Annotated in this window: 18 protein-coding genes and 1 pseudogene; 14 read left to right on the top strand and 5 right to left on the bottom strand. The window is 45.1% G+C overall.

Annotated features, from left to right (window positions below):
- Positions 1–295 precede the first annotated feature (295 nt).
- Positions 296–1,480 carry a Na+/H+ antiporter NhaA gene (nhaA, locus tag EKN56_RS14215; RefSeq protein WP_130592387.1) on the top strand — a complete coding sequence of 395 codons (1,185 nt, stop codon included), beginning with the start codon at positions 296–298 and terminating at the stop codon, positions 1,478–1,480.
- Positions 1,481–1,843: 363 nt separating this feature from the next.
- On the opposite strand, the pseudogene csgG reads toward nhaA, so the two are convergent.
- The 4 genes and pseudogenes from csgG to csgD form a co-directional block, all read right to left on the bottom strand.
- A pseudogene (gene csgG / locus EKN56_RS14210) lies at positions 1,844–2,674 on the bottom strand (curli production assembly/transport protein CsgG).
- Positions 2,675–2,690: 16 nt separating this feature from the next.
- The gene (gene csgF, locus EKN56_RS14205; protein ID WP_130592386.1) at positions 2,691–3,101 is read right to left on the bottom strand and encodes a curli production assembly/transport protein CsgF; all 411 of its coding nucleotides are present in this window, start codon (positions 3,099–3,101) and stop codon (positions 2,691–2,693) included.
- A 10-nt stretch (positions 3,102–3,111) separates the two neighbouring features.
- Complete coding sequence (gene csgE / locus EKN56_RS14200; protein WP_130592385.1) at positions 3,112–3,501, bottom strand: curli production assembly/transport protein CsgE; 390 nt, start codon at positions 3,499–3,501, stop codon at positions 3,112–3,114.
- 3 nt (positions 3,502–3,504) lie between these two features.
- On the bottom strand, positions 3,505–4,152 hold the full coding sequence (csgD, locus tag EKN56_RS14195; protein WP_130592384.1) for a biofilm master transcriptional regulator CsgD: 648 nt from the start codon (positions 4,150–4,152) through the stop codon (positions 3,505–3,507).
- 797 nt (positions 4,153–4,949) lie between these two features.
- On the opposite strand from csgD, the gene EKN56_RS14190 reads away from it, so the two are divergent.
- The 3 genes from EKN56_RS14190 (at position 4,950) to csgC (ending at position 6,338) form a co-directional block, all read left to right on the top strand.
- A complete protein-coding gene (locus EKN56_RS14190; protein WP_130592383.1) occupies positions 4,950–5,435 on the top strand; it encodes a curlin in 486 nt (161 codons plus the stop codon).
- 54 nt (positions 5,436–5,489) lie between these two features.
- Positions 5,490–5,939, top strand: a complete 450-nt coding sequence (locus EKN56_RS14185; RefSeq protein ID WP_130592382.1) for a curlin — start codon at positions 5,490–5,492, stop codon at positions 5,937–5,939.
- A 72-nt stretch (positions 5,940–6,011) separates the two neighbouring features.
- Positions 6,012–6,338: a curli assembly chaperone CsgC gene (gene csgC / locus EKN56_RS14180; RefSeq protein WP_130592381.1), complete on the top strand. Its 327-nt coding sequence runs from the start codon at positions 6,012–6,014 to the stop codon at positions 6,336–6,338.
- Between the two features lie 93 nt (positions 6,339–6,431).
- Here csgC and rpsT read toward each other — a convergent pair whose 3' ends face one another.
- Positions 6,432–6,692, bottom strand: a complete 261-nt coding sequence (gene rpsT, locus EKN56_RS14175) for a 30S ribosomal protein S20 (protein WP_130592380.1) — start codon at positions 6,690–6,692, stop codon at positions 6,432–6,434.
- A 372-nt stretch (positions 6,693–7,064) separates the two neighbouring features.
- Here rpsT and ribF point away from each other — a divergent pair, with 372 nt between their 5' ends.
- From ribF to folA, 10 genes are all read left to right on the top strand, one after another.
- Entirely contained in the window at positions 7,065–8,003 is a 939-nt protein-coding gene (gene ribF / locus EKN56_RS14170) for a bifunctional riboflavin kinase/FAD synthetase (RefSeq protein WP_130592379.1), read from the top strand.
- A 34-nt stretch (positions 8,004–8,037) separates the two neighbouring features.
- Positions 8,038–10,854: an isoleucine--tRNA ligase gene (ileS, locus tag EKN56_RS14165; protein WP_130592378.1), complete on the top strand. Its 2,817-nt coding sequence runs from the start codon at positions 8,038–8,040 to the stop codon at positions 10,852–10,854.
- Positions 10,854–11,342, top strand: coding sequence for a signal peptidase II (gene lspA / locus EKN56_RS14160; RefSeq protein ID WP_130592377.1), 489 nt, complete (start codon positions 10,854–10,856; stop codon positions 11,340–11,342). Before ileS ends, lspA begins: the two co-directional genes overlap by 1 nt.
- An 86-nt stretch (positions 11,343–11,428) precedes the next feature.
- A complete protein-coding gene (ispH, locus tag EKN56_RS14155) occupies positions 11,429–12,373 on the top strand; it encodes a 4-hydroxy-3-methylbut-2-enyl diphosphate reductase (protein ID WP_130592376.1) in 945 nt (314 codons plus the stop codon).
- Between the two features lie 200 nt (positions 12,374–12,573).
- On the top strand, positions 12,574–13,392 hold the full coding sequence (gene dapB / locus EKN56_RS14150; protein ID WP_130592375.1) for a 4-hydroxy-tetrahydrodipicolinate reductase: 819 nt from the start codon (positions 12,574–12,576) through the stop codon (positions 13,390–13,392).
- Between the two features lie 556 nt (positions 13,393–13,948).
- Entirely contained in the window at positions 13,949–15,097 is a 1,149-nt protein-coding gene (gene carA / locus EKN56_RS14145) for a glutamine-hydrolyzing carbamoyl-phosphate synthase small subunit (RefSeq protein ID WP_130592374.1), read from the top strand.
- A gap of 17 nt (positions 15,098–15,114) precedes the next feature.
- Positions 15,115–18,336, top strand: a complete 3,222-nt coding sequence (carB, locus tag EKN56_RS14140) for a carbamoyl-phosphate synthase large subunit (RefSeq protein ID WP_130592373.1) — start codon at positions 15,115–15,117, stop codon at positions 18,334–18,336.
- 275 nt (positions 18,337–18,611) lie between these two features.
- On the top strand, positions 18,612–19,391 hold the full coding sequence (locus EKN56_RS14135) for a threonine/serine exporter family protein (protein ID WP_142665261.1): 780 nt from the start codon (positions 18,612–18,614) through the stop codon (positions 19,389–19,391).
- The gene (locus EKN56_RS14130) at positions 19,388–19,852 is read left to right on the top strand and encodes a threonine/serine exporter family protein (RefSeq protein ID WP_130592371.1); all 465 of its coding nucleotides are present in this window, start codon (positions 19,388–19,390) and stop codon (positions 19,850–19,852) included. Before EKN56_RS14135 ends, EKN56_RS14130 begins: the two co-directional genes overlap by 4 nt.
- Before the next feature lie 23 nt (positions 19,853–19,875).
- The gene (gene folA, locus EKN56_RS14125; RefSeq protein ID WP_130592370.1) at positions 19,876–20,361 is read left to right on the top strand and encodes a type 3 dihydrofolate reductase; all 486 of its coding nucleotides are present in this window, start codon (positions 19,876–19,878) and stop codon (positions 20,359–20,361) included.
- The last annotated feature ends 280 nt before the right edge of the window (positions 20,362–20,641 follow it).

The raw sequence follows: 20,641 nt of genomic DNA, 5'->3' as shown, positions 1-20,641 counted from the left end.
GCCTGAAATCAAAAGGTAACCGGCTAATTTTACCGTTTAATGATGAATAAAAAGCAAGTGCTTCATTTTTAGTGGTTATTAATATTACAGCATGATTAATAAGGGTGTTTTAGTTTGCTTGCTATGAGTAACTCTGGGTATTAGTGTGATTAAAGGCTGCTTTTTGTAAAATTATGGATTCTTAGTCTAATTTTAAAGCGTTAGGTGAAGTTTTATAGTACCATCACGATAGTGCTAATTTGAATAATAACATTAAGGTATCTTGTTTTAAGATATTAAAGGAGCCGTTTTTATCATGACTCACTATTTGCGCCAGTTTCTAAAGTTAGAGGCATCAGGCGGTATTTTACTGATTATCGCAGCATTAATTGCCATGATTATGGCTAACTCACCTTTGCTGAATGCATATGAAGGTTTTCTGCATTTACCCATAGTTATCAAGATTGCCGCTTTGGATTTAAGTAACTCACTGGCCCATTGGATCAATGATGGTTTGATGGCAATCTTCTTTTTAGTTATTGGACTGGAAGTTAAAAAAGAGCTGATAGAAGGATCGTTGGCGGGAAGAGATAAGGCCATGTTTCCGGTAGTCGCGGCGATAGGGGGTATGATTCTCCCCGCGCTGGTTTATCTGATATTTAACATGGATGATGTGGTAACTCGTACCGGTTGGGCCATTCCCGCGGCAACCGATATCGCCTTTGCACTTGGGGTTATGGCGTTATTAGGAAGCCGGGTACCAACCAGCCTGAAAGCATTTCTGATGGCGTTAGCGATTATTGACGATTTAGGGGCGATAATTATTATTGCTCTGTTTTATACCAAAGATCTTTCAATGGTCGCACTTGTCGGTGCCGCAGTGACGATTGCTATTATGGCGGTGATGAACTGGCGCGGCGTAGGTAATAAACTGGCCTATATTATTGTTGGCGCAATACTCTGGGTGTTTATGCTTAAGTCTGGTGTGCATGCCACATTGGCGGGCGTAATTACCGGATTTTTCATTCCTCTTAATGGCTCTGAAGGCAGTAAGCCATTGGATAGTTTGATTCATCAGTTACATCCTTGGGTCACTTACTTTATTTTACCGCTGTTTGCTTTTGCCAATGCCGGTGTTGCTTTGGCTGGTGTGACGCTAAGTTCACTGAGTGGTATTTTGCCATTGGGAATTATGTTGGGCTTGGTAGTCGGTAAGCCGCTGGGGATCTTTGGTTTCTGCTGGGTTGCGTTAAAAACCGGTTTAGTAAAAATGCCGGAATCTATCCAGTTAAAGCATATCTTCTCTGTTTCTGTGCTCTGTGGTATTGGCTTTACGATGTCTATTTTTATCTCTTCTCTGGCATTTGAAGGTTTGTCCGCTGAATACATTACCTATTCACGTTTAGGTATTTTGATTGGCTCAACGGTGGCCGCAGTATTAGGGTATTTCCTGTTAAAAATCTCATTAACAAAATTACCGCCACATGAGATTGTGAAGTAATTAATAATAAAGCCTGATTTCTTCAGTCTTGTGTTTAAAAGAGCTAATTGTCGGGAGGGGCTGCCGTGGGGGTCGACTTGGCGTAAGCCAACGACAAACAGGCAAAGCCTGTTTGAACAGCGCTCACGCTGGCCCGTCAGGGTGAAACACCGCAAGGTGTTTCATAACTGCCCGTAGGCAGACCAGGCCCGACACGCACTGAAGCTAAGTACAGATGGTCTTCCGGTCGAGCACAAAGCTAATATGAGCATTTTAGATTTTACGACCGGAATATTCATTGAGGCCAATTTCTTAGGTTTATCAGCAGTCTCAAAGGTTCTGCCAAAAGGCAGAACCTTTATCTTGGTAAAATGAAAGATGATATCAAGCTACCGGAACCTTAAGATTTTTATAGCGCTGGAAAACGGGCATATTGATCTCTTGTGGATTCTGTAACTGCCACAGATTTCGGTTTATACCATCGTTAATCAGGTAGATAACCCCAGTCTCAATGGCGGACATCAGACACATCATGACGGGTTCATTAGAGGTATAGCCTACTTCACCTTCCAGCAGGCGCTGATAATCGATAAAGCGGAATACACCTGCCTGAACTTCATAAGAAAGAATCGTTTTACTGGTATTCACTGATGAGAGGATTTCACCAGTGCTAACATTGACGACCCGTAAGTTAACGGCAATCTGATCGAGTTGATACTGGGTACTGCCCCCGATACCAAAATACCGTGCACCGATTCCCCCTGATTTCACGTTGCTTTCGTAACCAATGATGGAGCCTTCAATCAGTACGTTTGCTGCAACCAGTGAGGAAAGTGGCTGCATATTATTAACTGCCGCTTTACCATTCTCTTGAGCTGCCCGAATAATTTTCCGTTCATTTAACAGGTTTTGTAGACCTTGTCGTTCCAGTGGAATAAACCAGTTGGAGTCCTTTAAGGCTGATATCAACATAGCCGTCGCGCTCTGTGGTACAGAAGTTGAGAAGTTACTGGCAGGATAGGGTTTAAACTGTCCGGTTTCATCCTGAATATTGTATACCGAGACAAAGATTTTACCTTTTGGCGTCGGTAACTGAATTAAATCCTGATAACTTGGGCTGCGAGGCAATAATGTTGGTTCAGCTGCTTATCTTGGTGGATTGGTTAAACAACCATTTAGTAGAAACAGGCTGGCAAGTAATAAGAGATGGCGCATAGGTCGTTACCTTGTCTTAGTTAGCGCTGATACTGGTCAAGCCATCGACTTGAATGGTCGAGCTTTTACCACTGGCACGGTCGAGAATGTTCATGGTTAAGTTACCGTCGGTGTTAGTGACATCAACAATAAAGTCTTTTGTCACCAGTCGGCCCGGTTTTCCCTGATTGATGTTACCCATCAGGCTACCCAGAAGTTGTGACTGAATGGCCGAGGTAAAATTATCCAGCGCTGAAGGCGTAGAGGATTCAAAATCATATCCATCAGGATCTTTATAGGAGTTTTGGGCATTGGCTTCCGATAACAGAAAAGAGCCATTGTTTGGGTTACCGCCAAAGTTAGGGTTTACGAACTGGAATACCATGTTTCCTCCCCAAGAGAGGGGAGAGAACAGAAGCAAAGATAGAACCAAGTTTTTGATGCGCATAATACTCTCCTTAAAACTCATCGCGGGTTAAGTCACCGGTATTCAGAAGGCTTTGGTCTATCTGTCTTCTGGCCAGTTTCTGTGCCACCTGATCAATGGCCAATTCTACGTTACGGTTAAAGTCGCGTTTGCTTGGAAACAGAAACGCCTGATGTAGCACATCCTGATCGATTTTTATGGTTATCCAACTTCCCCAGCGAGCGCTGGGTTTTTCACTGATAGTGATATTTCCTTTAAAATCTTTTTCCCATTTATCACTAAAGGCGCGGTAAAAATCGTGTCCGGTGGCGGTTACCGTGTGATCGGTAATCAAACCCGGCACTTCAACTTCTACAGCAGATGCGATTGGGCTAAACATTAAAAAGAGTGAAATGATAGCCGCCGACAGATAACCGTTCATGACTCAGCGCCTAAGATGTTCATTGGCCCAGGTTGCTGCCTGAGTGCGATTCTTCAAGGAGATTTTCTTAAACAGGTTATACAGATGAGTTTTTACCGTGTTTTCACTGATAAACAGCAGTCTGGCAATCTCCAGATTGGAGGCTCCCATACATAGCTTATGCAGGATCTCTTTCTCTCGTTGTGTCAGGTCGGTCGCACTATCACCATGGTGATAGTGGTAAAAGCGGGATTGATTGAGCAGGTGACTGGCTAATCGCTGAGAAAAGTAATACTCGCCACCCATGACGCTATTAATCCCTTCGATTAATTTTTCCTGGTCGGCAGATAGATAAAATACAGCACTAATCTGTGGCCATTTTTCAATTTCTTCAAAGTGATAATCTTCAGGCGTATTAAGCAAGAGCAATTTGATACGATCGCGATTTTGGTTGAGAACCCCTTGCCAAAAAGTAATCAACTTTCTATCTACGCTCATCAAATCAAAAAGAACCAACACCTTTTCAGTTGGTGGTTCATCAAGTGGTTTATGAATGTTTTGCAACTTAACATTAATGGGTAAGGCTGTATTTAACTGATGTAATAGCGCTGTAGCTAATAACGATGGTTGTGTTATTAATAGCAACAAGCTCCTGTTTGCTTCATTACTCATAATGAAACTCCGAAATAATAGACAAACCCATCCGCGCAGAATCTTAGAGACTGCAGTAAACGTAATTATTTAATGACTTTCTATTTTTAATAAAAAGATTTCATTTGAAATATATATGATAAATAAATTGGTGTTTTTCTGTTTATTGATTCCTTTGATTGTGTGTTTTTACACATACTCAATCTAGTATTAACGATTTCTAAAGCAAGGTCTATTTTTGTTGCAAAATGTTTCTTTTGGTTTATAACATTTTCAATCAATTCAACTAACTAATGATGGGTATGATATAAAAAATCAATAAAATCATGCGGTAGTACTATTTAATAAAGCAATTCACAATGTGAAACGTAATTTTTTTCTACGCGATATGGCGCATTTGAGATGTATCTAATAGCTATTCATTATTGCTTAATGATGAATGAGTTAGTGTGATTTTTAAATTTAGATAATTAATGGAATATTTTTTATTTTTTTTTGTGATCGTTGATTGGGTAGTATGGTAGCTTTATTTTTTTGAATATGAATTTTTTATATGGATGAAATGATTTTTTTCTCTTTTTAAAATTAAAGTTTAATAAATAGAACGGTTTCTTACCTACCCTAAAACTTTTGTATCAATACTGGTTATTTAAAATACGAAAAGAGGGTGAGTTTTTTATTTCCGAGCGATTGCATACTCAAATCATTATGTAGCGAAGTAAATAGTCATGATGGTTAATTATCTGAAAGATAATCATTGATTTTATTATTCATGTTTATGCGAAGTCAGCCCATTAGATTTAATTAGGGTGACAAAAATGAAAAGATTGATATGTGCATTAGCGTTGCTTTCTGTTTCTGGTGTATCGATAGCTCAATATGACATGGCAGGTTCTGAATTTGTTTCATCTGATTATCAGATGAATCGAAGTTCTGCTGTGGGGCAAGGAAATCGAGCGAATATTCAGCAAAACGGTACTTCCAACCTGGCCATTGTTATACAAAAAGGTGGAAACCAGGCACAGATTAAGCAATCGGGGAGCAATAACACGGCTGTTATGGCTCAAAGAGGAATCGCAAATAACGCTGAAATTATTCAGACCGATGCTAACAATGTGGCTTATATAGCACAGTCCGGTGCGGCCAATTCAGCGTCTATTGAGCAATCAGATTTTGATAATGAAGCTTACATTATCCAAAAGGGTAAAGGGAACGTAACGCAAATTATTCAAAACGGTGTAAACCGGTCAGCCGGTGTTATACAAAATTCGTCAGGAATGGCCATTCGAGTGATCCAACACTAGGAATGACTGTTTTTTTGACAATCATAGAAAGCCTATATACGACGGGGTAGTATCATGAAACTGTGGAAAATTATTGCATTAACATCATTAGTTCTTTCTGGCAGTGCCATGGCTGGTCGTGATGACCATCCAGCTCCAACACCAACTCCAACTGTACCTCAGTACACCTCAGCATCTGCTGAAATTCGTATCTATCAGGCAGGTACCAGCAACTTTGCTGATGCCAGCCAAACCCAGGCTTATAAATCTTTAACGGATGTTGAGCAACGTGGCGATCGTAACAAGTCTTACAGCAATCAAAGCGGTGACAACAGTCTGATTAACGTTGACCAATTTGGTAATGATAACCTGAGCGTTGCGGCACAAACTGCCAATAAAGCAGCAATCTACGTTTCTCAAAGCGGTAGCGGTAACGTTTCTGGCGCATCACAAAGCTATGATGGCGGCTTAATCTCCGTTACTCAACTTGGCGCAGGTAACGTCGCATACTCTAACCAACACTAATTTCAGTTCTTTCTATGTAAAAACAGGGCTATTTGCCCTGTTTTGTTTTTTGGTTTTTCCTGAGGAGTTCTTATGTCTTTTTTACTCGCTGCCGCCCTCAGTAACCAGCTCTGGTTTAGTATGCAGCAGGATGCCCGTTACTACACTGTTACTCCCATGGTAAACCTCGATAGTAGCTGTGAATGCACTATCTCAATAGAGGTTAAACGTAAAGGCAGTCAGGGAGAGAGTCGAAGCCTGCAACAAAACCATATCTCTCTGAAAGCCAAACAAGAGCATGCATTAGGACAAATGAAGTTCAATGTTTCTCAGGGCGATCGGGTGGATATTACTGTTACGCTAAGCAATGGTAGCAATATAGAAATAAAGAAGCAGTGGAGTTCATCACCCGAGGTTTGATTTTCAGGTTGAAGCGATTTTTCTGAACATTGTTAAATTGCAGACATAAAAAAACCGGCATCGCCGGTTTTTTTAAGAAACGCTCAACATTAATTACATAGCGTTGATTTGTGCAGTCAGGTTTGACTTATGACGTGCAGCTTTATTCTTATGAATTAAGCCTTTTGCTGCCTGACGGTCAACAATTGGTTGCATGTCATTAAATGCTGCCTGAGCAGCAGCTTTGTCACCTGCTGTAATCGCCATTTGTACTTTCTTGATGAAAGTACGCATCATGGAGCGACGGCTAGCGTTATGCTTGCGGCGCTTCTCAGATTGGATGGCGCGTTTCTTAGCTGATTTGATATTAGCCAAGGTCCAACTCCCAAATAGTTTCTTGAGGACATTCTAAAGGCGAAGGAATATGCCCTTTCGACCTTCTTTTGTCAACGGATTTGTGCAAATTAGCGCCGCCATTTTCTCTTTTTACTAAAAAAGAAGGGGCGACACCGCGGTTATCGATGGCGCAGAATTCTAACAGCTTTGTACAACAGAATACAGTAATTAACGCGTTTTCTTTATGTAGATGTTGAAGATATAAGCATTACTGTATATTTATCGGTAGATTAACGGCCTGAGACCATAAACCACAGAAGATTTTCGTTTATCGCGTAATCGCGGGTTAACCTTAGGCGCGGCTATTGCTATAATCGATGGTTTCCAACTGTACAGAGCCCAAAACTGATTATGGAGCTGATTCGCGGTATACACAATATCCGACCTCGCCACCACGGGTGTGTTTTGACGATTGGTAATTTTGACGGCGTTCACCTGGGTCATCAGGCGTTATTACGTCAGTTAAAACGAGAAGGGAAGCGCCTGGGCCTGCCTACCATGGTGATGATCTTTGAACCCCAGCCGTTAGAGTTATTTGCCCCGCAGCAGGCACCCGCAAGGCTGACGCGCCTGCGTGATAAGTGTAAGTATCTGGCGCAGGTTGGTATCGATTATCTGCTGTGCGTGAAGTTTGATGCTGTTTTTGCAGCCAACAGCGCAGAACAATTTATTTCTCAATTGCTGGTAGATTTGTTGGGTGTTAAGTTTTTAATGGTTGGCGATGATTTTCGCTTTGGGGCGAAGCGGCAGGGAGACTTCTCTTTGCTGAAAACTGCCGGAGAAACCTTTGGTTTTTCTGTCGCCGATAGCGAAAGTTTTTGCGAGTCGGGTACACGAATCAGTAGTACCATCATTCGTCAGGCATTGAGAGACGATAATCTGGCACTGGCGGAATCTTTACTTGGTCGGCCATACAGCATGTGTGGAAGGGTCGTCCATGGTGATGAGTTGGGGAGAACTATCGGTTTTCCTACGGCGAATCTCCCCATGAAGCGACTGGTAGCGCCAATTAAAGGTGTGTATGCCGTAGAAGTTCAGGGGCTGGCCGATAAGCCATTACCCGGCGTTGCCAATATTGGCACCCGACCTACGGTTTCCGGTGTACGCCAACAGCTTGAAGTACATTTATTAGATGTTGATATGGATCTGTATGGTCGCCATATTGATGTAATAATCAGAGAAAAATTACGCAGCGAGCAGCGTTTTGCTTCGCTGGATGCTTTAAAACAGCAGATTGAAAATGATGTCGTGACCGCCCGTGAATATTTTGGGCAAGCGGTACGGACTTAAATATCTAGCCGAGAGATAGGGAACCGAGAATCGAATGACTGACTATAAGAACACGTTGAATTTGCCGGAAACCGGTTTTCCAATGCGCGGCGATTTAGCCAAGCGCGAACCGGATATGCTAAAACATTGGTATGAATCTGACCTTTATGGTGCGATTCGCCAGGCTAAAAAAGGGAAGAAAACCTTTATTCTTCACGATGGCCCTCCTTATGCAAACGGCAGCCTTCATATTGGTCATGCGGTAAATAAAATTCTCAAAGACATTATTATCAAGTCAAAAAGCATGTCCGGATACGATGCGCCCTATGTTCCGGGCTGGGACTGCCATGGGTTGCCTATTGAGCTAAAAGTAGAACAATTGGTGGGTAAACCAGGTGAGAAAATCAGCGCTGCGGAATTCCGTAAAGCTTGTCGTGACTATGCGGCGGAGCAGGTTGAAGGCCAGAAAAAAGATTTTATCCGTTTAGGTGTGCTGGGTGACTGGGATCATCCATACCTGACTATGGAATATAAGACTGAAGCCAACATCATCCGTTCTCTGTCAAAAATCATCGGTAATGGCCACCTGCATAAAGGCGCTAAGCCTGTGCACTGGTGTATTGATTGTCGTTCATCTTTGGCTGAAGCAGAAGTTGAATATTACGACAAAACCTCTCCTTCTATTGATGTGCGTTTTGCAGCCGTTGACTCAGCAGCAGTCGCCGCTCAGTTTGGTGTAAGTCAGGTGAATGGTTCAGTTTATGCCGTTATCTGGACCACGACCCCATGGACTTTACCAGCCAACCGCGCCATTTCTCTGCATCCTGAGTTTGAATATCAGTTAGTTCAGGCTGGAAGTGACAACCTGATTCTGGCCGCCGATTTGGTTGAAAGCGTGATGAAGCGCGCTGGCATTGATAGCTGGAAAGTTCTGGGCAGTGCAAAAGGTGCAGATTTAGAACTGATGCGCTTTAAACACCCATTCCTGAACTTTGATGTACCGGTTGTTCTGGGTGAACATGTGACGCTGGATGCGGGTACTGGTGCGGTACATACTGCGCCGGGTCACGGTCCTGATGACTATGTGATTGGTCAAAAGTATCAGTTAGAAGTGGCTAACCCGGTTGGTCCGGATGGTTGCTATCTACCAGGAACTGGTGCTGGCCTTGATGGATTAAACGTATTTAAAGCTAACGACGTGATTGTTGAAATGCTGCATGAGCATGGCGCTTTATTACACGTTGAAAAAGTACTGCATAGCTATCCATGCTGCTGGCGTCATAAGTCCCCTATTATTTTCCGTGCAACTCCTCAGTGGTTTATCAGCATGGAACAAAATGGATTACGTAAGCAGTCGCTGGAAGAGATCAAAAGCGTTCGCTGGATCCCTGACTGGGGTCAGGCGCGTATCGAAAACATGGTAGCAAATCGTCCGGACTGGTGTATCTCGCGTCAGCGTACCTGGGGTATGCCTATGTCTTTGTTCGTTCACAAAGATACTGATGAACTGCATCCGCGTGCATTAGAAATCATGGAGCAGGTAGCTCAGCGCGTTGAACAGCATGGTATTCAGGCATGGTGGGATCTGGATCCTAAAGATGTATTAGGTGAAGACACCGAAAATTATGTGAAAGTGCCGGATACACTGGACGTTTGGTTTGACTCGGGTTCGACTCACTCCTCCGTCGTTGATGTGCGTCCAGAGTTCCACGGACACAGTGCGGATATGTATCTGGAAGGTTCTGACCAGCATCGCGGTTGGTTTATGTCTTCCCTGATGATTTCCACCGCAATGAAAGGTAAAGCACCTTATCGTCAGGTTCTGACTCATGGTTTCACCGTGGATGGTCAGGGTCGTAAGATGTCGAAATCTATCGGTAACACCATTAGCCCACAGGACGTAATGAATAAACTGGGTGGCGACATCCTGCGTTTATGGGTAGCCTCAACGGATTACACCGGAGAAATTGCGGTATCCGATGAGATCTTAAAACGTTCAGCGGACGCTTATCGTCGTATTCGTAACACTGCACGTTTCCTGCTGGCTAACCTGAATGGTTTTGATCCGGCAAAAGATATGGTGAAGCCAGAAGAGATGGTGGTTCTGGATCGCTGGGCCGTGGGTCGTGCTCTGGCGGCGCAAAATGAAATCGCTGCCAGCTATGATAACTACGACTTCCATGTAGTTATTCAGCGTCTGATGCAGTTCTGTTCCGTTGAGATGGGCTCGTTCTATCTGGATATCATCAAAGATCGTCAGTACACCGCAAAAGGCGATAGCCTGGCGCGTCGTAGCTGCCAGACTGCGCTGTATCATATCGCCGAAGCATTGGTACGCTGGATGGCACCGGTTATGTCATTTACCGCTGACGAAATCTGGAACTACCTGCCGGGGGAACGTGAGAAGTTTGTGTTTACCGGTGAGTGGTATCAGGGATTATTCGGTCTGGCCGATGGCGAAAGTATGAATGACAGCTATTGGGAAGAATTGCTGAAAGTCCGTGGTGAAGTGAATAAGGTGCTGGAGCAGGCGCGTAACGATAAGCAGTTAGGTGGCTCCCTTGAAGCATCGGTTACTTTATTCGCCGACTCAGAGCTGGCAGATAAGCTGAATGCGCTGAAAAATGAGCTGCGTTTTGTGTTGCTGACTTCGGGTGCGAAAGTTGAACCTATTGCTCAGGCAACCGCAGACGCGCAGCAAAGCGAAATGATGAAAGGTTTGAAAGTTGGGCTGGCTAAAGCTCAGGGCACTAAATGTCCTCGTTGCTGGCACTATACGCTGGATGTGGGGCAAAATGCAGAACATCCGGATCTTTGTGGTCGCTGTGTAACTAACGTTGCTGGCAATGGTGAAGAGCGTAAGTTCGCCTGATGAGTAAATCTATTGGTTCTACCGGACTCCGCTGGCTATGGCTGGCGGTTGCCGTTTTGATTGTCGATCTGGCCAGTAAGTTTTGGGTGGTAAGGAATTTCCGCCTGGGCGAATCGGTGGATTGGTTACCGTTCTTTAATTTCTACTATGCGAGAAATTATGGCGCTGCGTTTAGCTCCTTTATGGGACAGCGTTGGGCGTTGGCTGCGGTAGCGATAACGATTACCATCGTATTAATGGTGATGATGTATCGTACAGCGGCAACGGCTAAGTGGAGCAACATTGCTTTCGCATTGATTATCGGTGGGGCATTGGGCAATCTGTTCGATCGTCTGTACCATGGTTTTGTCGTCGACTTTTTTGATTTTTTCATTGGCGACTGGCACTACCCAACTTTCAACGTTGCTGACTGTGCGATATGCATCGGGGCAGTGATGGTGGTACTGGAAGGGTTTATTTTCTCTAAAAAAGAGAAAAAGCCAGCGTAATGCAAGTCACAGTGATGTAACGGTTTTATTAACGGTGTAGCCAGCATGGTTGCTGACTACACCGTATATATATTTGGAGAGTAAAAATGCAGATATTGTTAGCCAATCCGCGAGGTTTCTGTGCAGGAGTCGACCGGGCTATCAGTATTGTTGAACGTGCGCTGGAGATTTATGGCGCCCCAATTTATGTACGCCATGAAGTGGTGCATAACCGTTATGTTGTCGACAGCCTGCGCGATCGCGGAGCGGTATTTATTGAACAGCTTAATGAAGTTCCCGATGGTGCGATTTTGATTTTTTCTGCACATGGCGTATCTCAGGCGGTTCGTGCGGAGGCTAAATCCCGCGATTTAACGGTTTTCGACGCTACTTGCCCGCTGGTAACTAAAGTTCATATGGAAGTGGCTCGTGCCAGCCGTAAAGGCCGTGAAGCCATTCTGATTGGTCATGCCGGGCATCCTGAAGTGGAAGGCACCATGGGGCAGTACAGCAATCAGGAAGGCGGCATGTATCTGGTGGAGTCACCGGAAGATGTGTGGCAGTTAAAAGTCAAAAATGAGAAGAACCTCTGTTTTATGACGCAAACTACGCTATCTGTTGATGATACTTCCGATGTGATTGATGCACTGCGTGAGCGTTTCCCGGATATTATCGGTCCGCGTAAAGATGATATCTGTTATGCCACTACCAATCGTCAGGAGGCAGTACGCAATTTAGCGCTGCAGTCAGATATGGTATTGGTGGTTGGTTCGAAAAACTCGTCTAACTCAAACCGTTTAGCTGAACTGGCGCAACGAATTGGTAAACCCGCCTATCTGATTGATACCGCAGAAGATATTCAGGAAGAGTGGCTGAAGAATTTGAGTTCTGTTGGTGTAACGGCTGGCGCTTCTGCTCCCGACGTTTTGGTTCAGGCAGTGATCACTCGCTTGCGCTCTCTGGGTGGCGAACCTGCGGTAGAAATGGAAGGGCGTGAAGAGAGTATTGTATTTGAAGTGCCAAAAGAGCTAAGAGTTAAGCAGGTGGATTAAACCTGAATAGCTATTTTTGAGCAAAATATTTGCGGGCTGATATATTCAGCCCGTTTTTATTTTCATCGTTTTGTATTTCATCAATATAAGCTTAGCTTTTAATTAGTCCGGCATAATTAGTAAATTTATTTGTCACCGTTCAGGGTGAACGTTAATCTGGTAGTTAAGTTACTTACAGAATAAAAATTCAGAGGATCATTATGACCAATAAGCAGGTTAGGATTGCGATTGCCGGTGCCGGTGGACGAATGGGGCGTCAGCTTATTCAGGCTGTTCATCAGGCAGAAAACGTAACGTTAGGGGCTGCACTGGAACGACGTGGCTCTTCACTGGTTGGTGTTGATGCCGGTGAACTGGCGGCCATTGGTCAGATTGGTATCCGGGTTAGCGATAATCTGGAGGCAGTAGCGAAAGATTTTGATGTGTTTATTGATTTCACTCGCCCTGAAGGCACTCTGGAGCATATCTCTTTTTGTCGCCATCACCATAAGGCAATGATTATTGGTACCACCGGATTTGATGATGCAGGTAAAGCGGCTATTCAACAGGCTTCAGCAGAGATTCCGATCGTATTTGCCGCTAATTTTAGCGTTGGGGTTAATCTGGTGCTTAAATTACTGGAGCAGGCAGCAAAGGTAATGGGTGATTATACCGATATTGAAATCATTGAAGCGCACCATCGCCATAAAGTTGATGCGCCTTCGGGTACTGCCCTGGCAATGGGAGAAGTCATTGCCGAGACATTAGGCAGGGACTTAAAAACTTGTGCAGTGTATGGCCGGGAAGGACATACCGGCGAACGTGCTCGTGAAACGATCGGATTTGCTACCCTGAGAGCGGGTGATATTGTTGGAGAACACACGGCGATGTTTGCTGATATTGGCGAACGAGTTGAAATAACGCATAAAGCCTCCAGTCGGATGACCTTTGCCAATGGTGCTGTCAGGGCTGCCGCCTGGTTAAGTCAACATAAGTCTGGTCTTTATAGTATGCGGGATGTTTTATCGCTTAACGATTAATTTTATATATTTATATCGAGATTAATTGACTTAAATTTTCATATTGATCTCGATTTTTATTTTTAAATTCATTTATATTCAATTGGTTAATTGGTTAATTGGTTAATTGGTTAATTGGTTAATTGGTTAATTGGTTAATTGGTTAATTGGTTAATTGGTTAATTGGTAATTATTGTATTTATTTGGTTTTGACCTATTTTTCACTAATTGATTATATTTTATATTATTAACTCTATTTTTTTATCCTCAAGTCTCATTTTTTCATCCGTATTTTTCTTTTTTGTATTCAAATATCGATTTATTCTATCATGTGCTTTAGCAATCGTTTTCTAAGCATGGTTTATTGATGTTTATTGCCATTACATCTCAATTTTTATGTTGAAGTGCTAAAAATATAACAAAAAATGTGTGTTTCGGTAGACAAGAGACGGTTCGATCATTAGAATGCGCCCAATTTGCCCAAAATCTGCCAGTAAGGCTTTTTTTGTGCCTTTGAAAAAGGTATAGTTGTGAATTAATATGCATATTTTGTGACTGTTTATTCTAGGAGGGTGTTTTGAGTAAGACAGCGCTACTGGTTCTCGAAGACGGAACCCAATTTCATGGTCGGGCCATCGGGGCTAAAGGGATGGCAATTGGGGAAGTGGTTTTTAATACCTCAATGACAGGCTATCAAGAAATCCTTACTGACCCATCTTATTCCCGCCAAATTGTTACTCTTACTTATCCCCATATTGGAAATGTCGGCACGAACTCTTCAGATGAAGAATCCACATCGGTTCATGCTCAGGGATTAATTATTCGTGATTTGCCGCTGATTGCCAGTAACTACCGCAATCAGGAAGGACTGTCAGAATACCTGAAACGCCACAATATAGTTGCTATCGCTGATATTGATACTCGTAAACTGACCCGTTTGCTCAGAGAGAAAGGGGCCCAAAACGGCTGCATTATTGTTGGTGACCAGCCGGATGCTCAACTGGCTCTGGAGAAAGCGCGAGCCTTCCCAGGCCTGAAAGGCATGGATTTAGCTAAAGAAGTGACCACTCAAGAGTCCTACAACTGGGCTCAGGGCAGTTGGACGCTGGAAAATGATTTACCGGCAATAAAAAGTGATAGCGAATTGCCTTACCACGTGGTCGCTTATGACTATGGTGTAAAACGCAACATCCTGAGAATGCTGGTGGATCGCGGCTGCCGTCTGACGGTGGTTCCGGCACAAACTTCCGCAGAAGACGTTTTGAAACTTAATCCGGATGGTGTTTTCTTATCAAACGGACCGGGAGACCCGGCACCCTGTGATTATGCGATTAAAGCTATTCGTCAACTACTGGAAACGGATATTCCGGTATTCGGTATCTGTCTGGGGCATCAACTACTGGCTCTGGCTTCCGGCGCGCAAACCATCAAGATGAAGTTTGGTCATCACGGGGGTAACCACCCGGTGAAAGATCTCGATGCCAATAGCGTCATGATCACGGCACAAAACCATGGTTTCGCGGTAGATGAGACCTCATTACCATCAAATCTGCGTATCACCCATAAATCGTTGTTTGATGGCACATTGCAGGGTATTCATCGTACCGATAAAGCAGCGTTTAGTTTTCAGGGGCATCCGGAAGCCAGCCCGGGTCCACATGATGCTGCACCACTGTTCGACCATTTCATCGAACTGATTGAATCTTATCGTTCTACAGCTAAATAAATCAGGAGCCTTGAACCATGCCAAAACGTACTGACATAAAAAGTATCCTGATTCTTGGAGCCGGCCCAATTGTTATCGGCCAGGCTTGTGAGTTTGACTACTCCGGAGCACAGGCCTGTAAAGCCCTGCGTGAAGAGGGGTACCGGGTTATTCTGGTGAACTCCAACCCGGCAACCATCATGACTGACCCGGAAATGGCTGATGCAACCTATATTGAGCCTATTCAGTGGGAAGTGGTACGCAAAATTATTGAAAAAGAGCGCCCGGATGCGGTTCTGCCTACCATGGGCGGACAAACCGCTCTTAACTGTGCGCTGGAACTGGAGCGTAAAGGTGTACTGGCTGAATTTGGCGTAACCATGATTGGTGCCACTGCGGATGCCATTGATAAAGCAGAAGATCGCCAGCGTTTTGATAAGGCGATGAAAAAGATTGGCCTTGATACGGCGCGTTCCGGCATCGCTCATAATATGGAAGAGGCCTATGCGGTAGCTGCCGATGTCGGCTTCCCTTGTATTATCCGCCCGTCATTCACCATGGGGGGAACCGGTGGTGGTATCGCCTATAACCGTGAAGAGTTTGAAGAGATCTGCGAACGCGGTCTGGACCTTTCTCCTACCAAAGAGCTGCTGATTGATGAGTCGCTGATTGGCTGGAAAGAGTATGAGATGGAAGTGGTGCGGGACAAAAATGACAACTGCATTATCGTCTGCTCCATCGAAAACTTTGACGCCATGGGGATTCACACCGGTGATTCGATTACCGTAGCACCAGCACAGACGCTGACCGATAAAGAGTACCAGATCATGCGTAACGCCTCGATGGCGGTGCTGCGTGAGATTGGTGTGGAAACCGGTGGTTCCAACGTGCAGTTCTCCGTGAACCCTAAAAATGGTCGTCTGATTGTTATCGAAATGAACCCTCGGGTTTCTCGCTCTTCCGCGCTGGCCTCTAAAGCAACGGGTTTTCCGATTGCTAAAATTGCTGCCAAGCTGGCAGTTGGCTACACCCTCGATGAGCTGATGAACGATATTACCGGAGGCAGAACCCCGGCATCGTTCGAACCGTCTATTGACTATGTTGTGACAAAAATTCCTCGCTTTAACTTTGAGAAGTTTGCCGGTGCCAATGACCGTCTGACTACTCAAATGAAATCCGTTGGGGAAGTAATGGCCATTGGTCGTACGCAGCAAGAATCACTGCAAAAAGCATTACGCGGTCTGGAAGTCGGCGCCAGTGGATTTGATCCAAAAGTGAGTCTGGACGATCCGGAAGCACTAACCCGAATTCGCCGTGAACTGAAAGAAGCCGGTGCTGAGCGTATCTGGTACGTTGCTGACGCATTCCGCGCCGGTATGTCAGTAGACGGTATCTTTAACCTGACTAACATAGATCGCTGGTTCCTGGTACAAATCGAAGAGCTGGTTCGTCTGGAAGAGCAGGTGGCTGAACGCGGCATTAACGGTCTGGACTATGACTTCATGCGCTTGCTGAAACGTAAAGGTTTTGCCGATGCGCGTCTGGCTAAGCTGGTTGGTTTCTCCGAAGCTGAAGTACGTAAACTGCGTTATAAGCATGGCATTTATCCGGTATATAAGCGGGTTGACACCTGTGCGGCTGAGTTCGCTACGGATACTGCGTATATGTACTCAACTTATGAAGATGAGTGTGAAGCTAATCCAACCAATGACCGTCCAAAAATTATGGTACTGGGCGGTGGTCCTAACCGTATTGGGCAGGGAATTGAGTTTGACTACTGCTGTGTTCATGCTTCGCTGGCGCTGCGGGAAGACGGTTATGAAACCATCATGGTTAACTGTAACCCTGAAACGGTTTCAACCGATTATGACACCTCGGATCGCCTCTACTTCGAGCCGGTTACGCTGGAAGATGTACTGGAAATCGTGCGCGTAGAGCAACCTGCCGGGGTTATTGTTCAGTATGGTGGGCAGACTCCATTAAAACTGGCGCGTTCATTAGAAGCCGCCGGTGTCCCTATTATTGGCACCTCTCCGGACGCGATTGACCGGGCAGAAGACCGTGAGCGCTTCCAGCAGGCGGTTCATCGTCTGGGCCTGAAACAGCCGGCAAACGCAACGGTATCAGCGATTGAAATGGCGGTAGATAAGGCTGCTGGTATCGGTTATCCGCTGGTGGTTCGTCCTTCTTATGTGCTGGGCGGACGGGCAATGGAAATCGTTTATGACGAGACCGATCTGCGTCGTTACTTCCAGACAGCCGTTAGCGTTTCTAACGATGCACCAGTGCTACTGGACCGTTTCCTGGATGATGCCATTGAAGTGGACGTTGATGCCATCTGTGATGGTGAGCGTGTACTGATCGGCGGCATTATGGAGCACATTGAACAAGCGGGTGTTCACTCCGGTGACTCTGCCTGTTCTTTACCGGCTTACACCTTAAGTCAGGATATTCAGGATGAAATGCGCAGGCAGGTTGAAAAACTGGCATTTGAACTCTGTGTTCGTGGCTTAATGAACGTGCAGTTTGCGGTTAAAGGAAACGATGTTTATCTGATAGAAGTTAACCCTCGCGCTGCCCGTACCGTCCCGTTTGTTTCCAAAGCAACCGGCGTACCACTGGCTAAAGTTGCTGCACGCGTCATGGCGGGTAAATCACTGTTGGAGCAAGGTGTCACCAAAGAAGTTATTCCACCTTACTACTCGGTAAAAGAAGTGGTGTTGCCATTCAATAAATTCCCGGGAGTAGACCCGATTCTGGGGCCGGAAATGCGTTCAACCGGTGAAGTGATGGGCGTTGGCCGCAGCTTTGCTGAAGCGTTTGCTAAGGCGATGTTGGGCAGCAGTCCAAATCGGATCCCGCGTGGTCGTGCACTGTTATCTGTACGTGAAGGCGATAAAGCCAGGGTGGTGGATTTAGCCGCCAAACTGCTGAAGCAGGGCTTTGATTTAGATGCTACTCACGGTACTGCGGTAGTGTTAGGCGAAGCAGGTATTAATCCACGTCTGGTGAATAAGGTACACGAAGGCCGTCCGCACATTCAGGACCGGATCAAAAACGGCGAGTATAACTACATCGTCAACACCACCGAAGGGCGTCAGGCCATTGAGGACTCTAAGTTGATTCGCCGCAGTGCGCTTCAGTATAAAGTTCACTACGACACCACGCTAAACGGCGGTTTTGCTACCACGATGGCAATGAATGCGGATCCAACGGAGAAAGTGATTTCCGTTCAGGAGATGCATCAGTTGTTGAAGTAGTGAATGGATCATTGGTTTAACTATTCAGCCCCATTAACATGGGGCTGAATAGTTAGTAGGCGAAACTTACACCAGACTTAATCTTCTAACCCACACATTGTGGAAATTAGCCTGTTTGATAATCTGCACCTAAACTTTAAAAACTATAATAAACAGTAACTGAGCGTTTGAAGCGGTTTAAAAATCAGTGTTATTCTAACTGGCGCTTTTGAAAGCCCGGCAAACGGTAGGGTTATCCGTTTATTTCCTCTCTATTTCACTCAGGTAAACATAAAGTGGAATTTGATAAAGTCCATCAACGCCAGCGGGAGATCACCCGTTTGTGTATACAGTGCGCGCTGTTATTGTTGCAGCACGGTGCGGAAAGTATGTTGGTAGAGCAGCTTTCTACCCGTCTGGGCAAGGCGCTGGGGGTTGATGAGGTAGAAAGTTCTATCTCCGCAAATGCAATAGTGTTAAGCACCATCTACAAAGGGCACTGTCTCACTTCTACACGTAAGAATGTCGATCGCGGCATAAATATGCATGTGGTAACCGAAGTTCAGCGAATAGTGATACTCACTGAGCACCGCTTGTTAGGCATTGATGAGGTGGAAAAACGCTTAAACCATATTAAGCCGTTACGTTATCCACGCTGGTTAATGGTGCTGATGGTGGGCTTATCCTGCGCCAGCTTCTGTAAACTGGCCGGTGGCGGTTGGGACGCGGTGCTGGCGACGCTGTTAGCCAGTGGTGTTGCCATGTATTCCCGTCAGATTATTACGTCTTTCCAGATTAACCCGCTAATTAACTTTTTTGCCACCGCCTTTGTGGCAACCACCGTGGCTGGTTGGTTAGTCGACTGGATGGAGATTGATAAAGCTTCAATAGCCATGGCTTCCAGCGTATTGCTGTTGGTTCCCGGATTTCCGCTAATTAACTCGGTGGCGGATATGTTTAAAGGGCATATTAATACCGGCATTGCCCGTTGGGTGATGGCCAGTTTGTTAACCCTTTCAACCTGTATTGGGGTTGTGGTGGCAATAACCGTCTGGGGATTTAGGAGCTGGCTATGAATCTGATATTAACGCTTATCGAAAATATGCTTCTGGCGGCTATTCCGGCGGTTGGTTTTGCTCTGGTATTTAACGTACCGGTAAAGGCGCTGAAGTATTGTGCATTGTTAGGCGCGATAGGCTATGCCTGCCGTACCATATTGATTTATTATCAATTTCCTCTGGAGTGGAGCACATTACTGACCTCTATGCTGATAGGTACTATCGGTATTCGCTGGTCACGGCGTTTTCTGGCTCACCCAAAAGTGTTTACCGTTGCCGCGGTGATCCCTATGTTTCCCGGCGTTTTTGCCTATAAGGCAATGATTGCTCTGGTGGAGATCTCCCATAAGGGGTATTCTGCCGAACTGTTTGAAACCATGATTACTTATTTTTTAAGGGCTTCATTTATCGTTGGAGCATTGTCCATTGGGCTTTCTTTACCGGCATTGTGGTTGTATCGCCGTAAACCCAGCGTATAAACGCCCGTTAGCAGGATGTTGTTATGATTATTAGTCTGATTGCCGCCATGGCAGCAAACCGGGTGATTGGTGCAGAGAACGCCATGCCCTGGCATCTTCCCGCCGATCTGGCCTGGTTTAAACAAAATACCCTGAATAAACCGATAATTATGGGGCGTAATACCTATCTGTCTATTGGTCGCCCGCTGCCAGGTCGCTTGAATATTGTGATCAGCCGACAAGCTCAAACCGACGAAAGAGTTACCTGGGTGACTTCACTGGAGCAGGCTATTCAGGCGGCAGGAGAAGTGGAAGAGGTGATGATTATTGGCGGAGGAAGTGTCTATCAGCAAGCATTAGCGCAGGCTGACCGGCTATATCTGACCCATATTGAGGCCAACCTGCCGGGAGATACCCATTTTCCTGATTATCAACAACTGGCATGGAATCAGGTATTTTCTCAACATCATCAGGCTGATGAAAAGAACCCACATGCCTATCAGTTTGAAATACTGGAACGACAAAAATAATATTTTTTCGGCACATCAGAACGATGTGCCTGCTCGGTTTTATGAGAGCGTCACCCTGCCTTTGAGAATCAATAAATTGTATAATATTCAATGGATTATTTTTTGGTTTGTGAAGGTTGATTATCGTTGCTTGTGGATACTTTGTTGACGTTCAATAACGGATTGTAGTGAGTAATCTTATTTTTGTACGTTCAAGCGCAGATCTGACAACACTCTAACAATATGCAAAAAGCCGTTCCGACCATTGGGCCGAATATCACAGGTCCATTCTCCAGTATTT

This window comes from Limnobaculum zhutongyuii (assembly GCF_004295645.1).
GTDB classification, from domain to species: Bacteria; Pseudomonadota; Gammaproteobacteria; order Enterobacterales; family Enterobacteriaceae; genus Limnobaculum; species Limnobaculum zhutongyuii.
This window is presented reverse-complemented; position numbering and strand designations above follow the sequence as displayed.